Origin of the sequence: Paraglaciecola sp. L1A13 (genome assembly GCF_009796745.1) — a bacterium.
Classification (GTDB): domain Bacteria; phylum Pseudomonadota; class Gammaproteobacteria; order Enterobacterales; family Alteromonadaceae; genus Paraglaciecola.
Window position 1 is genome coordinate 4103688 of sequence record NZ_CP047024.1, and the last position, 15799, is coordinate 4119486.

Sequence of the window (15799 nt, forward strand, 5' to 3'; positions counted from 1 at the left end):
CAAAAAGCCCGCCCAAGGATGATTAAAGCAACGCAGCTAAATTACCTAACCCAGATTGAAGCAACGCCTGAGTGTCTTTATCACCGCTAAGATAAGCGTTAATTTGCGATACAAAGCTGCTAATCATATCAGTATCTAAACCCAGCGCTTCAAATTGCTGCTTTAGGGCATTAATACTGCTTAACGAAGAGCTATATTCTGAGGCCTTATTTAATAATCCTGACATGGCAGAACTCTTTGATGACGAGTCCGAATTCACCTCAGGCACGTAGTCAAGCAAGCTATCTAAACCAGGAATACTGCTTGCTAGCTCAGTGTAATCGCCGCCAGAAAGGTTAGATTTAGCGTAATCAAAAATTGAGGCTAAACCGCCTTGAGACTGAGTTTCACTCACCCCTAAATTATCAGACACCATACTCACCATACTTGAAACGTCTAAAGCTTGAGATTCAGTAGAAGAAACCGTTTGTGTTGACGTTGAGCTACTAGACTTACCCAGTAAGCCTTTTAATTTATCGACCGTCTCATTAGCAAATGCGTGCGATGAAAGGGTTAAGGTTGTGATCAGTAAAACAGAGAATATTTTCATTTAATAGTCCTTAAATGGTTTGAATGTTTGGAATTATTTTACCCGCCGCAACACATATTTAGATGAACGCAGCATGCAAATAAAATCGGCGTTCAGCCTAATACTCATTTTAGAATGCTTTTGTAGTGTAAAGTTCGAATGATGCAATGAAGGGTAGTTTAGCGCGCTATTCTAACGCATATCGAGATTTTATACCCTAACAGAAGTGTAAAGTTTGTCTTTACACTTCTAAGGCAATGTAAGCATTAATGAAAATGCCCTGTCCTAATCGTCAGAGCATATAGCTTCTAGGCTGAGCACTAATACTGCATATTGAAAGTTTCATTATAAAGCAGAATTGCTTTGCCACTGGTAGATATAATTAAGCGCCCTAACCTACTATACAAAATGCATTCAGTTTATTACCATCTAAATCTCTAAAATAACCTGCGTAAAAACCTGATTCTGCTTCTTCAGGCCGAAAACCAACTTCCCCTTCAGATGTTCCGCCTAATTCAAGTGCTTTGTTATAGAAGGCATTAACCTGTTGTTGGTTTTCTAGCGCAATGGCGACCATGGTGCCATTACCTGCCGTTGCAGGCTCTTTATTAAAAGGCACTGCAACACCAAGCGAAGGTTCACCTTGCCCTTTTGACCAAGCAATAAAATAATTAGGCTCCTCCATAAATCGTACTGCACCTATAGTGCCTAATAAGGCATCGTAAAATGCCCCTGATTTAGCTAAGTCTGCTGTTCCTATCGTTACGTATCCAATCATTGCGCTCTCCTGTAAGTTATTATTTAACGCGACCTAATAGTAGCCATTGACTACTGACAGTTAATGTCAGTAGTGTTTGTATAAAATTAAGCATACATCCACACAGATGAAGTAATCACATATGCGCAAAGCTGACAGACTAAACGATATTGTTCATCACCTAAGAAGAATGCATCAAGCTGTTACAGCGCATACACTGGCTGAGAGTTTTGAAGTTAGCTTAAGAACTATTTATCGCGATATCCAAGATCTAGTTAATTCAGGTGTACCGATTCTAGGTGAGGCTGGAGTGGGTTACGTAATCGATAAAAAATACCATCTACCACCTATTATGTTTGATGCAGATGAATTGGAAGCAATCGCCTTGGGAATTGGTATGGTGAGTAATTGGACTGATGAAAAGTTCGCCGAAAAAGCACAAAGTGCTTATCGAAAAATTCAAGCCACATTACCCGCTCAGTTAATTAACGAGCTTCACCAAATCAGCACATTTTCAGCCCCCAGCCATTACAAAATACCTTGGGAAGTCAACTTCACCGAAGTGAGAGAATGCATTAGGCGCAAACATGTTGTCAGCTTTACCTATTTGGACCTTAATGACCGACAAACTCAACGAATCATTCGACCTCTCGCATTAATATCATTTAGTCCGATATGGTTACTGGCCGGCTGGTGTGAACTACGCGGTGCATTTAGAAATTTCCGTCTTGATCGGATCACAGAATTCAGCCAACTCAATACCCGCTACAAAGATGAAAAAGACAAGAGCCTATCGACGTATCTCAAACTCGTTAAAAAAGATCAAGACATCGCTAATAACCACATTAAAAACGTTTATGCTGAGTAAACATATTGAGTGTTTGATGACGGATCACTCCATCATCCCTTTAATATGTGCAATAACACTGCGCCCCAATGCACTTAATACATAACCACCTTCCAAGGTGGAAACCATCCTGCCCTTGCAATGTTTAACCGCCAACTTTTTAAGCTCTGAGGTCAGCCAGTAGTAGTCCGTTTCGACTAAATTCAAATGCCCCATATCATCTTCATAGTGACTATCAAAGCCAGCAGAAATAAGAATTAATTGCGGAGCAAAAGCATCTATTTTAGGTAGCCATTGCTCGCTAATTGCTTTCATAAATTCATCGCCATACGTACCAGCAGACAAAGGTAGATTTAATATATGCTCGTTACCCGGCCCCATATTATAAGGGAAAAAAGGCGACTCAAATGACGAGCAAAACAATACGCGTTCATCGTTAAAAAAAATGTTTTCAGTACCGTTACCATGATGTACATCAAAATCTATTATAGCTATGCGTTCCAGGCCATATTGCGCCATAGCGTAAGCGGCTGCGACGGCAATATTATTAAAAAAACAAAAGCCCATGGATTTAGCATATTCGGCATGGTGCCCTGGTGGGCGCACGGCACAAAACGCTTGTTCGGCTCTACCTTGCATGACTAGATCGACCGCCATCACGTTTGCGCCCGCGGCATATAACGCAGCGTCTAAACTGCGAGGCGTCATTTGCGTATCGGGTGCAAATTCGATTACCCCTTCTTTTGGCGCACTGGCAAATACGTGATCCACGTATGCTTTGTCATGGGCTAAATATAATTGCGCTTTGGTGGCTTGAATTGCTTGTTGTTTATCAATAACAAAATCAAGCCTTGAGGCAATCAGTTGATCATTAATAGCATGCAATCGGTCGGAGCTTTCGGGGTGATCTTCACCTGCGTCATGCAAACCACAACTAGGGTGACTAATAAATACAAAACTCATTGTTGTTTATCCAGACTCAAAATTAAATTTACTTCACCGGGCTCATCTGCTGGTTGGCGCACAAAATTAGCACTTTCGAATACTCTTAGCATATTGCGGTTATCTGCTCTGACCATGGCGAGCATTTTTGTTAAACCACGTTGTTTGGCGATAAGTATCATTTCAGCCAGTAGTTGTTTGGCCATGCCTTTGCCATGGAATGACTCCCGGGTCACAAAAGCAGCTTCACAGCTTTGCTTATCTGCGTTTAAATAATAGCGCCCTACAGCCTGAATTTCGGCTACTGAACCGTGTTGCCTAACAATGCACAACGCTAAGTCGTGACTCTGATCAACACTGACCAAGTTACATGATTTTTCCCGGGTCATCTGTGTGGGATAATGGTTATAACGGTAAAAAAGGGTTTCTTTAGTATGCGAATAAAAGAACTCTTGCAAACGACGTTCATCGGCAGGGTTCAAGGGTCGTAAGTCAAACGCTTGATTATCAACTTTAAGTGTTTTAAACCCCAGAGGTCCTAGTTCAGGAACGTCCCGAGGATAGTTTTTTTGATAATTTGGTACCCAGTAATGCTCACGTACTTTAGCAAGCAACTGTTCACGAAACTTAGGATGAGCCACCCGAATTAATTCTAAAGCACGCTCACGAATACTGCGCCCCTTAAGTGAAGCCACACCAAATTCGGTAACCACATAGTGTACGTGCCCACGAGATGTTACCACTCCACTGCCTTCGGTGATAAAAGGCACAATACGCGAAATTGAGCCGTCTTTAGCGGTTGAGGGCATGGCGATAATGGGCTTGCCGCCCACTGACATGGCAGCACCACGGATAAAATCGACTTGCCCGCCTATACCGCTGTAGAACTGATGACCAATTGAATCCGCAACCACTTGCCCCGTTAAGTCGACTTCAAGCGCGCTGTTAATGGCGACCATTTTATGGTTTCGCGCAATATTCGCCGGTGAGTTAAGGTAATCGCTGGGATAAAACTCAACATGAGGATTATTATCCACAAAGTCATACAGCTTTTTACTGCCTAAACAAAAACTGGCCACCGTTTTACCCGGATGAAAGGTCTTTTTACGGTTATTGATCACCCCTTTGGCGATCAAATCGATAATACCGTCCGTAATCAACTCACTATGCACACCTAAGTCTTTGTGGTTCTGCAAGTAATACAACACGGCATTGGGGATTTTACCCACGCCAAGTTGCAGCGTTGCACCATCATCCACCAGCATGGCGACATATTGCCCTATGCGTTCAGTGATTTTATCCGGTTCGAAAAGCGGTAGTTCAGGTAAGGCTTGTTCAACTTCAATGCATGCTGCAAAATCGTCAATGCGGATAAATGTCTGACCACTGGTGCGGGGCATCATAGGGTTTATTTGCGCAATCACATATTTGGCTTTTTTAACGGCAGCCAAATTCACATCTACCGCCACACCCAATGAACAATAACCGTATTTATCTGGCAAGCTGACCATAATCAAAGCCGCATCTAACGGCAAGATGTCTTGTTCGAACAGCGATGGCACTTCTGATAAAAAACACGGGGTATAGTCTACTCGACCTTCCGCCACAGCTTGGCGGATTTTTTTACCGCCAATAAACAAGGCGTTAACTTTAAATAAATCACTGAATTGCGACTCTACCCAACGACTTTCTGACAAGGTATTGATATGCACCAATTCAATGTCATGCAGATCACCGCTATTGGCAATCAAATCATCAATAAGTGCATTGGGAACGGCAGCATTAGAGCCAATAAAAATGCGATTGCCTGACTTAAGTAATTCTTTCCAGTCAGGGCGATTGGGTAAGGCAACTTCCATAATAACTCCTGAGATAGACTCAAACTTACTCTGCCATAGAATGGCCTAATCAGCATTAAGACCTTGGTATGGCATGTTTAATCATCAGTCTTAATCTTAAACGATCATTATTCGCAAGAACATCAGTCAAAGTTGATTGGCTACTATTAACATTTTAACCTTGTGTAGAACGTATGCTAACCAGCACTTTCTTCAACCTCTTAATTGATAAAATTATAGTGACGCGACTAAATGACAAATTGAACGCTTGAAACGAAAACGAACTATGAACGTAAGATAATGAAGCCACAGTATTGGAGCCGTTAAATTGAGAATATTAGAAAATAAGTTGGTTTATTGTTTATATATTAACCACTTGACTAATATATAAACACCATGCTAATTTTTAAAATATATTGTTAATTATTATCAGGGATGAAAAATGAGAGCAATGTATATTGCTGCCATACTAGTATGCTGCACATTTACTGCAAAATCTTCTTCGGACTTTAGCCAATTAGAAACTTTATTTACGCAATGGCGCGCATTTGAAGTACCTCCATTACATCAACTTGCTCCCGACTACCGTCAACAAACTTTCAATAAGCGCGAAGAACAATGGTCGCAATTTAAATCAAAATTACTCTCACTTGATAAAGCTGATTGGACGGTTGAACAGCAAGTGGATTGGTTTGTCATGTTGGCGGAGCTCAATGGCTACGACTTTAATAGTAAAGTCTTAAAACCGTGGCAACGAGACCCCGCATTTTACAAACAAGTGTGGACCTATCAGAGTGATGTTCCCTCGCATGAAGGCCCTACTCCGCATTATACAACAGAGTTATGGACATATTCGTTTCCCCTTAGTGCAAATGAACAACTTAGGTTAGCCACTGATTTATCGCGAATTAAGCCACTGCAAACGCAAGCTAAAGTAAATTTAATCGGTAATGCCAAAGAACTGTGGATTGCCGGCATACGCGATATTCAAATACAGCATAAGAACTTAGTCGACATTACTTCACAAATCGAAAATACCAACAATACAAATTTGATTCACACCCACACTCAAGCAATCCAATCTACTCAAGAGTTTATTACCTGGTTGAAACAACAGACGTCAAAAAAGAACGGGCCGTCAGGTCTTGGTATTGAGCAGTATACTTGGTATCAACAAAACGTGCATATGGTACCCATGACATGGGCTGACGAAGAGCGCTTATTACGCCGAGAGTTAGACAGAGCTTGGTCGTCATTAAAATTAGAAGAACAGCGAAATAAGGACTTACCGCCTTTAGTGTCAGTTAAAAACACTGAAGAATTTGATCGTTTAGCTAATCGTTCTGCTGACTACTTTATTAATTTTTTAGATGAAAAGAATATAGTGACTGTACCCGATTATTTTAGACCGGCTCTTTTTGATAAATTAGGTAGCTTTATTCCCGAAGAAAACAGACACTTTTTTCACATTGGCTCTCACTTAGATCCTACCCCCTTATATTCACATTTTTATCATTGGTTTGAATTAGCAATAATGGCCAATGACCCTAATCCTCGAACCCTTAGAAAACAGTCGTTACTATATAATATTTTTGATAGTCGTAACGAAGGCACTGCAACGGCGGTTGAAGAGATATTTATGCATGCAGGCTTGTACGACCACAATCCTAGGGCGAGAGAGATAGTGTGGATCATGTTGGCACAGCGGGCAGCTAGAGGACTCGGTTCGTTGTACGCTCATGCAAATCAAATGCCGATGGAACAAGCCGGTGATATACATATGAATTACACCCCGAGAGGCTGGATGAAAACAGAGCCCGATTTACTTATTTTTGAACAACATCTTTATTTACGTCAACCTGGCTATGGCACCAGCTATGTAACTGGCAAGATATTATTAGATACCGCTATCGCACAAAAAGCGAAACTTGATGAAGAGCAGCTGAACCCGTTTTCCTTAAAAGCATTTTTTGACGAACTAAATAATATTGGAGGCATACCGATTGCCTTGGGTACTTGGGAAATGACGGGTAATAAACCCGCTTTTCTAACCCAAATAGAACAAACAGCAAGAGGCAAAAGTAAACTAGGAGATATGCAAACCAGTAAATAATAATGGAAGAATAACGAACATGTTGTCCTTATTTCTATATTGATATTTGTTGAATATCAATATAGAACGCACCGTGTGACGGGCCATAAAAATCCCTGCCTTGTCTGTCGCAGCAAATTTAGTCTCCCCTCGGAATGAACGAGTAAAAAAAACGCCTAAAAACACACGCAAGCATTTGATTTGGCGTACAAATTGCTTTATTTATCCACGACAGCTTATATGTCCAAATAATTACGTTAACTATATTTAAATCACCAAAATAAGACAAATTTCGCCCTATAAAAGTGCGTTATTTTAGAGTGCTTCACATTTTGGTTATTGCTACATACAGCACTAAGTATAGAGCTATGTAAAAACTGAGATCTCATTAAGCTGCTTAAACCCATAACAATCATTATAGCGATACAAGGAAACAGTATGAAAATCAGAAAGTATTCTTTATTTCCGTTAGCAGTCTCCTTAGGATTGAGCGCCTCAACCTCATTTGCCCAAGAAGCAGGAGAGACTGTAGAAAGGATTCAAGTAACCGGTTCAAATATAAAGCGTAATGATTTAGAAGGTGCTGCCCCAGTGCAGATAATAGGACGGGAAGATATTGATCGTTCAGGATTTGCTAATTTGCAACAATTACTCGAAACCTTGCCTGCCGCAGGGACAGGTACGTTTTCTACGCAAGGGAATAATCAAGACTCAACCGCTAACGGTGGTGCAGCAATTAGTCTTAGGGGCTTCGGTGCAGATGCAACACTGGTACTAATCAATGGTCGTCGTGTGGCTAGTAGTGCTTTTGCTGAAGGGATAGTGAACTCCTTTGTTGATATTAACAATATTCCTGTTGCGGCGATTGAACGTATTGAAATATTGAAAGATGGAGCTTCGGCAGTATATGGTTCAGATGCCGTAGCGGGTGTAGTAAACGTCATTTTACGTAAAAACTTTGAAGGGACTGAGGTGTCACTCGGGCATGGTGGAACCACTGGACCAAGTTATGAAGAAACCAGTTTTAGTCTACTTTGGGGAACGGGCGACGACGACAGTAACGCCACCGTGATACTGGATTACTTTAAAAATACAGCATTGATGCGCGATGAAGTAGGCATCTACGGTACGGTGTATCAGCCTGAAAATGGCATCGACGGACGTTCGTCTTCCGGCTTCCCTGGAACATTCATTGTGGATGGAGTACTAACGCCAGATGCAGCTTGCCCTGAAGAAAACATTGTTAATAGTACCTGTCGCTACGATTATGGCCCAGCAGGTGCGGTATTGCCCGTCGCTGAGCGTGTCGGCCTTATGTTTCAAGCAAATCAAAAGTTGAGTGAATTTGCTGAAGGATATATGGAGTTATCAGCACAACACAACACGTCAAAGGCGTTCGGGGCAGCCACACCGCTTGGCAGAACAGCAGGCCTAACGGTGAGTGCCGATCACCCAAATAACCCTTACGGTTCAGATGTTATTATCAATAACTATCGTACAGTGGATGCCGGTGGTCGTGTATGGAATATTGAATCTGACACATTACGTTTAGTGGCAGGGGTAAGAGGAACAATAAACGACTGGGATTATGACGTTTCAGCCCAAAAAGGCCGCAGTAAATCACTGCAAACGGGCGGTATCGGTGATGGTTGGATCCGTGTTGACTATTTGCAACGTGAAATTGATGCAGGAAATTATAATCCTTTTGGTGGCACTTATAACAATCCTGATGTTGTTGCCGACATTTCTACTAGCCTTGTTCGTCAAGGTGAATCACATATGACTTCGTTCAATGCCAATATTGCCGGTGAGGCTTTCACAGTTGCTGATATTACCGTGCAAATGGCAGCAGGCGCTGAGTATCGCGAAGAAGACGCTTTTGATAAACCTGATGAGCAGTTTGAGAGAGGCTTAATTTTTGGTACCGAAGCGATATCAGCCCAAGCATCTCGAGATATAACGGCTGCTTATGTAGAGTTCCTTGTGCCTTTTACCGATACATTTGATGTGACTTTAGCCGGTCGATATGATGATTATAGCGACTTTGGTTCGACCACGAATCCACAGGTTTCTATTTCATGGCGCCCATTAGATAACTTCTCCCTAAGAGGCTCTTGGGGGCAAGGTTTTAGAGCTCCGTCTTTGGCGCAGATTGGCTTGGGCCCATCGCAGGACTCACCATTAGTTGACGATTTTTATCGCTGTGAATCAGATGGCGTGTGTGAAGGTGAGCGTGAACGTTCCGTTATTTATACCTCTGACGCAGTATTAGACCCGGAAGAATCGACTACATGGAACGTCGGCATGGTATGGCAAATCACCGAAGCATTCGATTTTACAGCCGATGTATGGAGCATTAAACAAGATAACAAAATCGATCAAAATCCGGTTGAGAACATCTATGCTGCTGAATGTGGAAATCAAGACAGTATTATTTGTCAACGTTTTGAACCATTATCAGGGGAGACACTAGGACAAATCGATAAAATTTATAACGTTTATGTAAACCTTAGTTCTCAAGAAGCAAGTGGTCTTGATGTGACCGCTGGCTACGTAGTTGATTTAGTCGATTTAGGAACGATTAAATTTGGTTTAGATTGGTCGTATATTGATTCGTTTAAGAAAGATAACCTACAATATGCGGGTGAATTAAACTACCCACAACATAGAGGCCGCCTTTCAGTTGACTGGGCTTATAATGATTTTGGACTGACGAGTATTTTTAAATACATTGGTGAGTTTGAAAGTTATCAAGCGCTATCAGTAATGGAAAGTTCTAAGGCGACGATGGTCGATTCGCAAACCTTGGTTGATGTTCAAGGGCATTATAACCTCAATGACAAAACGACCCTTACAATTGGTGTTAATAACTTATTCGACACCGATCCACCATTTACTGACCGTGGTTATGGATATGTAGCAGAAACACACAGTTTGCGTGGTCAATATGCATATGGCTCAGTAAAATATAAATTTTAAAATACAAGCTTCAATTAAGCGTCTAAAAGCCTCTTAAATTATACTCTTTAAGAGGCTTTTTAAATGTCTACGCTACATCAGCTTTAAGTTGTTACTTGCACAAAGGTTCTTGTTCGCTTTGTTGTGAATGAGTAAGTCTGCAGCATGATTATCAAATTCCCCTAAGCGACGTTTTTCAAAAGTCCACTCGCCTGTGATAAAAGTTATCTTTCTCAATGAAAATTTATATAAATCTTAGACACAAAAAAACGACTCAAAGTCGGTTTATGAATCTCTTCGCGTAGACAACAAAGAGATGGTTTTAGACGACTGGCACGATGGGACTTAACTTCAGACGCCACGCTTATTCAGCAACCATTTGAAAAACCCTAACTCTGTTTTCAAGATCGATAAATTGTATATTTACTGGTTAGCTTTGAATCATTAAAAATAGACATTCGTTGATGAAATCCCAATATTCAAACGATGCTTTAAGCTATTTCCCGTAATAAATTCTCGACACCTAAATTTGGCTTAGTTCAATTTGATTTCAATTTATCGCTCGAAAAGTGTTAGCAATTGTAAATACATCTGCAACAGAAAAACTAATATTCAACTAAACCCAGCAAAAATAAAGCTGTATAAAATAACATTATACTAAAGTACTAATCCTGCATGATGTCCGCACAATTAACGCACACTTATAGAGTGTTTTACGCACAATACCTGCACGTTCTTTACATAAATTTACATTCACCAGCTTTAAAAAAAGGTAACTTAACTAACCGTGAATTATTATACTAATACGCTAAACTCATGATTTTAATGACTTAATAATCCAATTGACGTCGAATATATTTGCGTGTTTATATGAAATTAAGCAGTTCTGGCGAGGTTTCATCCTTTCCCGTACGGAGTACTGCGGATTCTTAACCGAATCATTTATAAAAATAATAAATACGGAGATATTATGACCACCAAACGAATTTTGCTGAAGTCACTATTTGTTACAAGCCTGCTAACAATAACAGCCCAATCACAAGCTGAAATTTTTGAATTAAACCTACCAAAAACGGCACCCGAAGAAGTTTATGACGGGCGTATGATTTTGGTTTTAGCTTCGAATAATGAAAAGCTTCCCATTAATCAAGTTAGTGCTGACTTTGATGCCGCGCAAATTTTTGGTGTCAACGTTGATGGCCTGCAACGGGGGAAATCTGTCGAAATTGGTGCCAGTGTACTTGGCTTTCCAACTAGGAGTCTCAGCGAGATACCCGCAGGTGAATATTACGTACAGGCGGTATTGCATAAATATGAAACTTTTAATTTGTCTAACGGAAAAACGGTCAAGCTTCCGGCAGCTAGAGGTGCAGGTCAAAATTGGAGGAAAGAGCCAGGCAACCTTTTAAGTGAACCTCTAAAGATCAACTTTGACCCTGCCAATCAAGGCACTATTAAAATCGAGTTGAGTGACGTCAATCCTACAATCGAAGAACCAGTAGATAGCGAATTTATTCGTCATATAAAAATTAAAAGTAAATTACTTTCTGATTTTTGGGGGACAGATGTATTTTTGCGCGCACACGTGCTTGTACCTCGAGATTTTGATAAACATCCCGAATCGCGTTTTCCGTTATCAATCTTTCATGGTCACTTCCCTGCTGACTTTGGTGGTTTTAGTGAAACACCACCTGATCCTAATGAAGAGTGTGTTTACAGCAAACGTTTTGATCTTGACTGCTATAACAAAATTGAAGCGCAGGAGTCTTACGACTTCTATAAGTACTGGATTGCAGAAGACACACCTAGAATGTTGATTGCAGAAATAGACCACAGTAATCCATATTACGATGATAGCTACGCAGTCAATTCTGAGAATCTTGGGCCGTATGGAGATGCAATAACTTATGAATTAATTCCTGCAATTGAAAAAGAATTTAATGGAATCGGTGAAGGTTGGGCGAGATTTTTATATGGCGGCTCCACTGGCGGATGGGAAGCATTAGGAGTTCAGGTCAAATACCCTGAAGAATACAATGGCGCCTTTGCAGCCTGCCCTGATCCTATCGACTTTCGTCAATTCATGACTGTGAATTTATACGAAGACGAAAACGCCTACTACCGTAAAGGCCCGTTTTCCAGCATAGAGCGCCCATCTCATCGTAATTACCTAGGCCATATTTCACGGTATATGGAAATGGAAAATCGTTGGGAGTTAGTGCTAGGTGATAAATCTCGTTCAGGTCAACAATGGGACATTTGGGAAGCCGTTTTCTCGCCCAATGGCGCAGATGGTTATCCACAACGTATATGGGATAAGACAACAGGCCAGATAAACAAAGATGTTGCTCTGCATTGGCGTGACAATTATGACCTACGATACATCATGGAGCGTGATTGGGCAGAACTAGGTCCAAAACTTAAAGGGAAAATACATTTATACACTGGAGACATGGACAATTATTACCTCAACAATGCCGTCTATCTCACTGAAAAATTCTTAGAAAATGCGCAACCGGCCTATGAAGGTGTAGTTGATTATGGTGACCGGGATGAACATTGCTGGAACGGTGACCATGAAAATTCAAATGCAATTTCTCGCCTACGATATAACACATTCTACGTCCCTCAAATTTTAAAGCGTATTAAGGATGCTGCTCCGCAAGGTGCTGATCTTAAAAGCTGGAAGTACAAATAAAAACAAAAAACCAACCGCAGCACATTGCGTGCTGCACATTTAAATAGTCTAGGGGATCCTATGAAACACACAAAAATCGTAACTGCTTTAGCAGCGACGACGCTTTTTAGTTCGCTCTCTTCAGTGCCTGTAAATGCTCAAGAAGCAAATAATGAGGTCGATGCAGCTATCGAACAAGTCGTTGTAACCGGCTCTCGAATACGATCAGCAAACGCTGAAAGTGTCAGTCCAATCACAACAGTGGATGCTGAAGAGTTTCTGTCTCGCGGCGTAATCCGTACAGAAGATTTGGTAAATGCTTTGCCTCAGGTATTTGCTGCTCAAGGCTCGAGTGCATCTAACGAAGCAACAGGCACGGCACAGGTTGATTTACGGGGATTATCTGCAGATCGCACGTTAGTGTTGGTTAATGGCCGACGCTTACCTTATGGCTCTCCCATTTCTGTACCTTCAGACTTAAATCAAATCCCATCTTCTTTAATTAAGTCGGTTGAAGTACTTACTGGTGGTGCATCTGCTGTTTATGGATCTGATGCAATAGCTGGAGTCGTTAACTTTAAGTTGATTGATGATTTTGAAGGGATGAAATTTACTACCACCTTAACAACCACCCAGCACAACAACGATAACGAAAATTTACAAACGTTGTTAGATAGCAATGATTTCGATAAACCTAGTAGTTCTGTATGGGATGGCTATGGACAAGAATATTCGATGGTTATGGGCACTAATTTTGAAGATGACCGAGGAAACATAACTGTTTATGCTAATTATCGCGAAGTAGAGCCTATTCTACAAAGTGAACGGGATTTTTCTGCCTGTGCTTTAGCTGCAGACGGTGATAGTGGCGAGCGATTCGCTTGTGGAGGATCAGGATATTCCTATCCAGCCAACTTATCTAATACAAGTGGCATCAACGGTGTACCAACTGGATTTCGAGTGAACAACGGAGAGTTTGCCGAAGGTAGTTCAGTTTTTAACTACGCACCTTTTAATTATTATCAACGCCCAGATCAACGTTATTCTGTAGGAGCCTTAGCTCATATGGAGGTTAACGATCATTTCGCCCCCTATTTAGAAATGAGTTACATGGATGACAGTTCCACAGCTCAAATTGCACCAGGTACAGTATCTGGTGGTATTTTCGGCAGTACGGGCGGCATCAACTGTGACAATCCACTAATGAGCGCTCAACAGGCTAACTTTTTGTGTGGCGCAGCAGGCCTATCCACAAGCGGAAATTACGATGCGTCGGGTAATTATTTAGGGCCTGATGCTATTGCTGAAGGTGTATTAATTCGTCGTCGTAATGTTGAAGGTGGACCAAGACAGGATGAAATTCGCCACGAAAGTTTTCGTATTGTCATAGGCACTGAAGGACATTTAGCGGGTCCGTTTGAATATGACTTATTTGCCTCCTATGCCAATGTCTCCTATCGCAGTAGGTTCGAAGGGGATGCCAATAGAAATCGTTTAGGAAATGCTTTAAATGTTGTTACCGATCAACGAGATGGCTCATCAACATTTGGTCAATCTGTTTGTGCTGTTAATGCAGATGCAGACCCCACTAATGACGCTTTAGACTGCTCACCTCTGGACTATTTTGGACCAAATGGTGCTTCGCCTGAAGCCACCGCTTATATTTTGGAAAGTAAAGGAATCACCGGTGACACCGGATTAAAGAATATCGTATTTTCGGTTAACGCAGATTTAGATGATTGGGGTATTAAATCGCCATGGGCCGACTATGCAGTGGGAGTAGCTGGCGGTGTGGAGTATCGCGAAAATACATTAGAATACATCCCTGATGAAATATACCGAACTGCAGTAACCCCTGAATTACCAATAAGTGGAGATGTATCTGTCAAAGAGGTATTTGCGGAGCTAAATATTCCTCTGGTTAATGATAAGCCCATGATGCAAAGCTTGGGTGTTGAAGCAGCATACCGTTACTCTGATTACAGTAGCGACTTCGAAACTAATACCTATAAGTTAGGCCTAAACTGGTCGCCTATTGAAAACCTACGCTTTCGTGGAAGTTTTCAAAAAGCAGTTCGCGCTCCCAATGTCGTTGAATTATTTTCTAGTCAACAACGATTTGAGGTTGATTTAACCCAAAATGTTGACGGCTCATTCGATCCTTGCTCAGGTGAGACTCCTTTCGCTACATTTGAGCAATGTGCTAGAACAGGCGTTACAGCTGCTGAATATGGGAATATTCAGGACAACCCTGCCGGTCAGTTCAATACCTTAGTAGGTGGTAGTGAGGCATTGAAACCTGAAACAGCCAACACATATTCTTTTGGGTTGGTCTTTAGCCCAGAATTATTATCAGGTTTAACCGTCTCAATTGACTACTTTGATATAGAAGTGGAGGACTTGGTCGGCAGCGTTAATCCTAATTTAGCGATGGGTAATTGTTTGGCAACCGGAAGTGACTATTTCTGCGACCTTATCAAGCGAGGACAAGGCGGTTCGCTCTACCTGTTCGATGATGGATATTTTCAGCGATTTAATATTAACACCGGCTCACTTGAGACAAAAGGCTTCGACCTAGCAACTGACTATGCCTTTGAAGTAGGTGATATGGGTGACGTTAAGGTTAACTTCGTTGGGACTTATTTAGATGAATTTACATCGACCCCCTTGCCTGACTCTACTAGTTCTGAAGTTTACGACTGTAAGGGATTGTATGCAGGGTTATGCGGCCGTCCACGTCCGGAATGGCGCCATAAAATGCTAATGAGTTGGGCCACTCCTTACGATTTATCACTCAGCTTAACTTGGCGTTACGTTTCAGCTGTTGATATTGCTCAAACTAGTTCGCAGCAAGCCCTAGTAGGCAGTTTTGCACAGGTAAATAAAACACTTGGCGCAAGAAACTACTTTGATCTATCTGCCGGCTATGTGTTGAACGACCAAGCCTCAATCAGGCTCGGAATTAATAATATTCTAGATCGCGATCCACCTTTGACAACATCTTCTGCAATCGAAGATGGTGGAAACGGCAACACTTACCCGCAATTTTACGATGCGGTTGGTCGCACCATATTCATGGGTTTCACTTACCAAATATAAGCTTTTATTAAATATTAAGGA

The 15799-nt window shown here is 41.4% G+C and carries 9 protein-coding genes; 5 read left to right on the forward strand and 4 right to left on the reverse strand.

The annotated features are described in order from the left end of the window. Nucleotides 1-22: 22 nt before the first annotated feature. Both GQR89_RS17305 and GQR89_RS17310 read right to left on the reverse strand, forming a co-directional pair. Nucleotides 23-589, reverse strand: a complete 567-nt coding sequence (locus tag GQR89_RS17305) for a DUF2780 domain-containing protein (protein WP_158771203.1) — start codon at nt 587-589, stop codon at nt 23-25. Nucleotides 590-959: 370 nt separating this feature from the next. After that, nucleotides 960-1346: a VOC family protein gene (locus GQR89_RS17310; RefSeq protein ID WP_158771204.1), complete on the reverse strand. Its 387-nt coding sequence runs from the start codon at nt 1344-1346 to the stop codon at nt 960-962. Between the two features lie 121 nt (nt 1347-1467). On the opposite strand from GQR89_RS17310, the gene GQR89_RS17315 reads away from it, so the two are divergent. Continuing rightward, entirely contained in the window at nt 1468-2193 is a 726-nt protein-coding gene (locus tag GQR89_RS17315; RefSeq protein WP_158771205.1) for a YafY family protein, read from the forward strand. Between the two features lie 24 nt (nt 2194-2217). Here GQR89_RS17315 and GQR89_RS17320 read toward each other — a convergent pair whose 3' ends face one another. Continuing rightward, complete coding sequence (locus GQR89_RS17320) at nt 2218-3135, reverse strand: histone deacetylase family protein (protein WP_158771206.1); 918 nt, start codon at nt 3133-3135, stop codon at nt 2218-2220. Then, on the reverse strand, nt 3132-4973 hold the full coding sequence (locus GQR89_RS17325; protein ID WP_158771207.1) for a bifunctional acetyl-CoA hydrolase/transferase family protein/GNAT family N-acetyltransferase: 1842 nt from the start codon (nt 4971-4973) through the stop codon (nt 3132-3134). The genes GQR89_RS17320 and GQR89_RS17325 overlap by 4 nt, the downstream gene beginning before the upstream one ends. 421 nt (nt 4974-5394) lie before the next feature. Between GQR89_RS17325 and GQR89_RS17330 the strand changes: the two genes are divergently transcribed. From GQR89_RS17330 to GQR89_RS17345, 4 genes are all read left to right on the forward strand, one after another. After that, a complete protein-coding gene (locus GQR89_RS17330) occupies nt 5395-7065 on the forward strand; it encodes a hypothetical protein (protein WP_158771208.1) in 1671 nt (556 codons plus the stop codon). A 417-nt stretch (nt 7066-7482) separates the two neighbouring features. Continuing rightward, entirely contained in the window at nt 7483-10023 is a 2541-nt protein-coding gene (locus GQR89_RS17335) for a TonB-dependent receptor (protein WP_158771209.1), read from the forward strand. 949 nt (nt 10024-10972) lie between these two features. Next, nucleotides 10973-12700, forward strand: a complete 1728-nt coding sequence (locus tag GQR89_RS17340) for an alpha/beta hydrolase-fold protein (RefSeq protein WP_158771210.1) — start codon at nt 10973-10975, stop codon at nt 12698-12700. Between the two features lie 60 nt (nt 12701-12760). Next, a complete protein-coding gene (locus tag GQR89_RS17345; RefSeq protein WP_158771211.1) occupies nt 12761-15778 on the forward strand; it encodes a TonB-dependent receptor domain-containing protein in 3018 nt (1005 codons plus the stop codon). Nucleotides 15779-15799: the final 21 nt, after the last annotated feature.

What these genes read in the sequence shown, in the direction of transcription:
- GQR89_RS17315 (WP_158771205.1), top strand. Translation starts at nt 1,468, where the DNA reads ATGCGCAAAGCTGACAGACTAAACGATATTGTTCATCACCTAAGAAGA.
- GQR89_RS17320 (WP_158771206.1), bottom strand. Translation starts at nt 3,135, where the DNA reads ATGAGTTTTGTATTTATTAGTCACCCTAGTTGTGGTTTGCATGACGCA.
- GQR89_RS17310 (WP_158771204.1), bottom strand. Translation starts at nt 1,346, where the DNA reads ATGATTGGATACGTAACGATAGGAACAGCAGACTTAGCTAAATCAGGG.
- GQR89_RS17305 (WP_158771203.1), bottom strand. Translation starts at nt 589, where the DNA reads ATGAAAATATTCTCTGTTTTACTGATCACAACCTTAACCCTTTCATCG.
- GQR89_RS17345 (WP_158771211.1), top strand. Translation starts at nt 12,761, where the DNA reads ATGAAACACACAAAAATCGTAACTGCTTTAGCAGCGACGACGCTTTTT.
- GQR89_RS17335 (WP_158771209.1), top strand. Translation starts at nt 7,483, where the DNA reads ATGAAAATCAGAAAGTATTCTTTATTTCCGTTAGCAGTCTCCTTAGGA.
- GQR89_RS17330 (WP_158771208.1), top strand. Translation starts at nt 5,395, where the DNA reads ATGAGAGCAATGTATATTGCTGCCATACTAGTATGCTGCACATTTACT.
- GQR89_RS17340 (WP_158771210.1), top strand. Translation starts at nt 10,973, where the DNA reads ATGACCACCAAACGAATTTTGCTGAAGTCACTATTTGTTACAAGCCTG.
- GQR89_RS17325 (WP_158771207.1), bottom strand. Translation starts at nt 4,973, where the DNA reads ATGGAAGTTGCCTTACCCAATCGCCCTGACTGGAAAGAATTACTTAAG.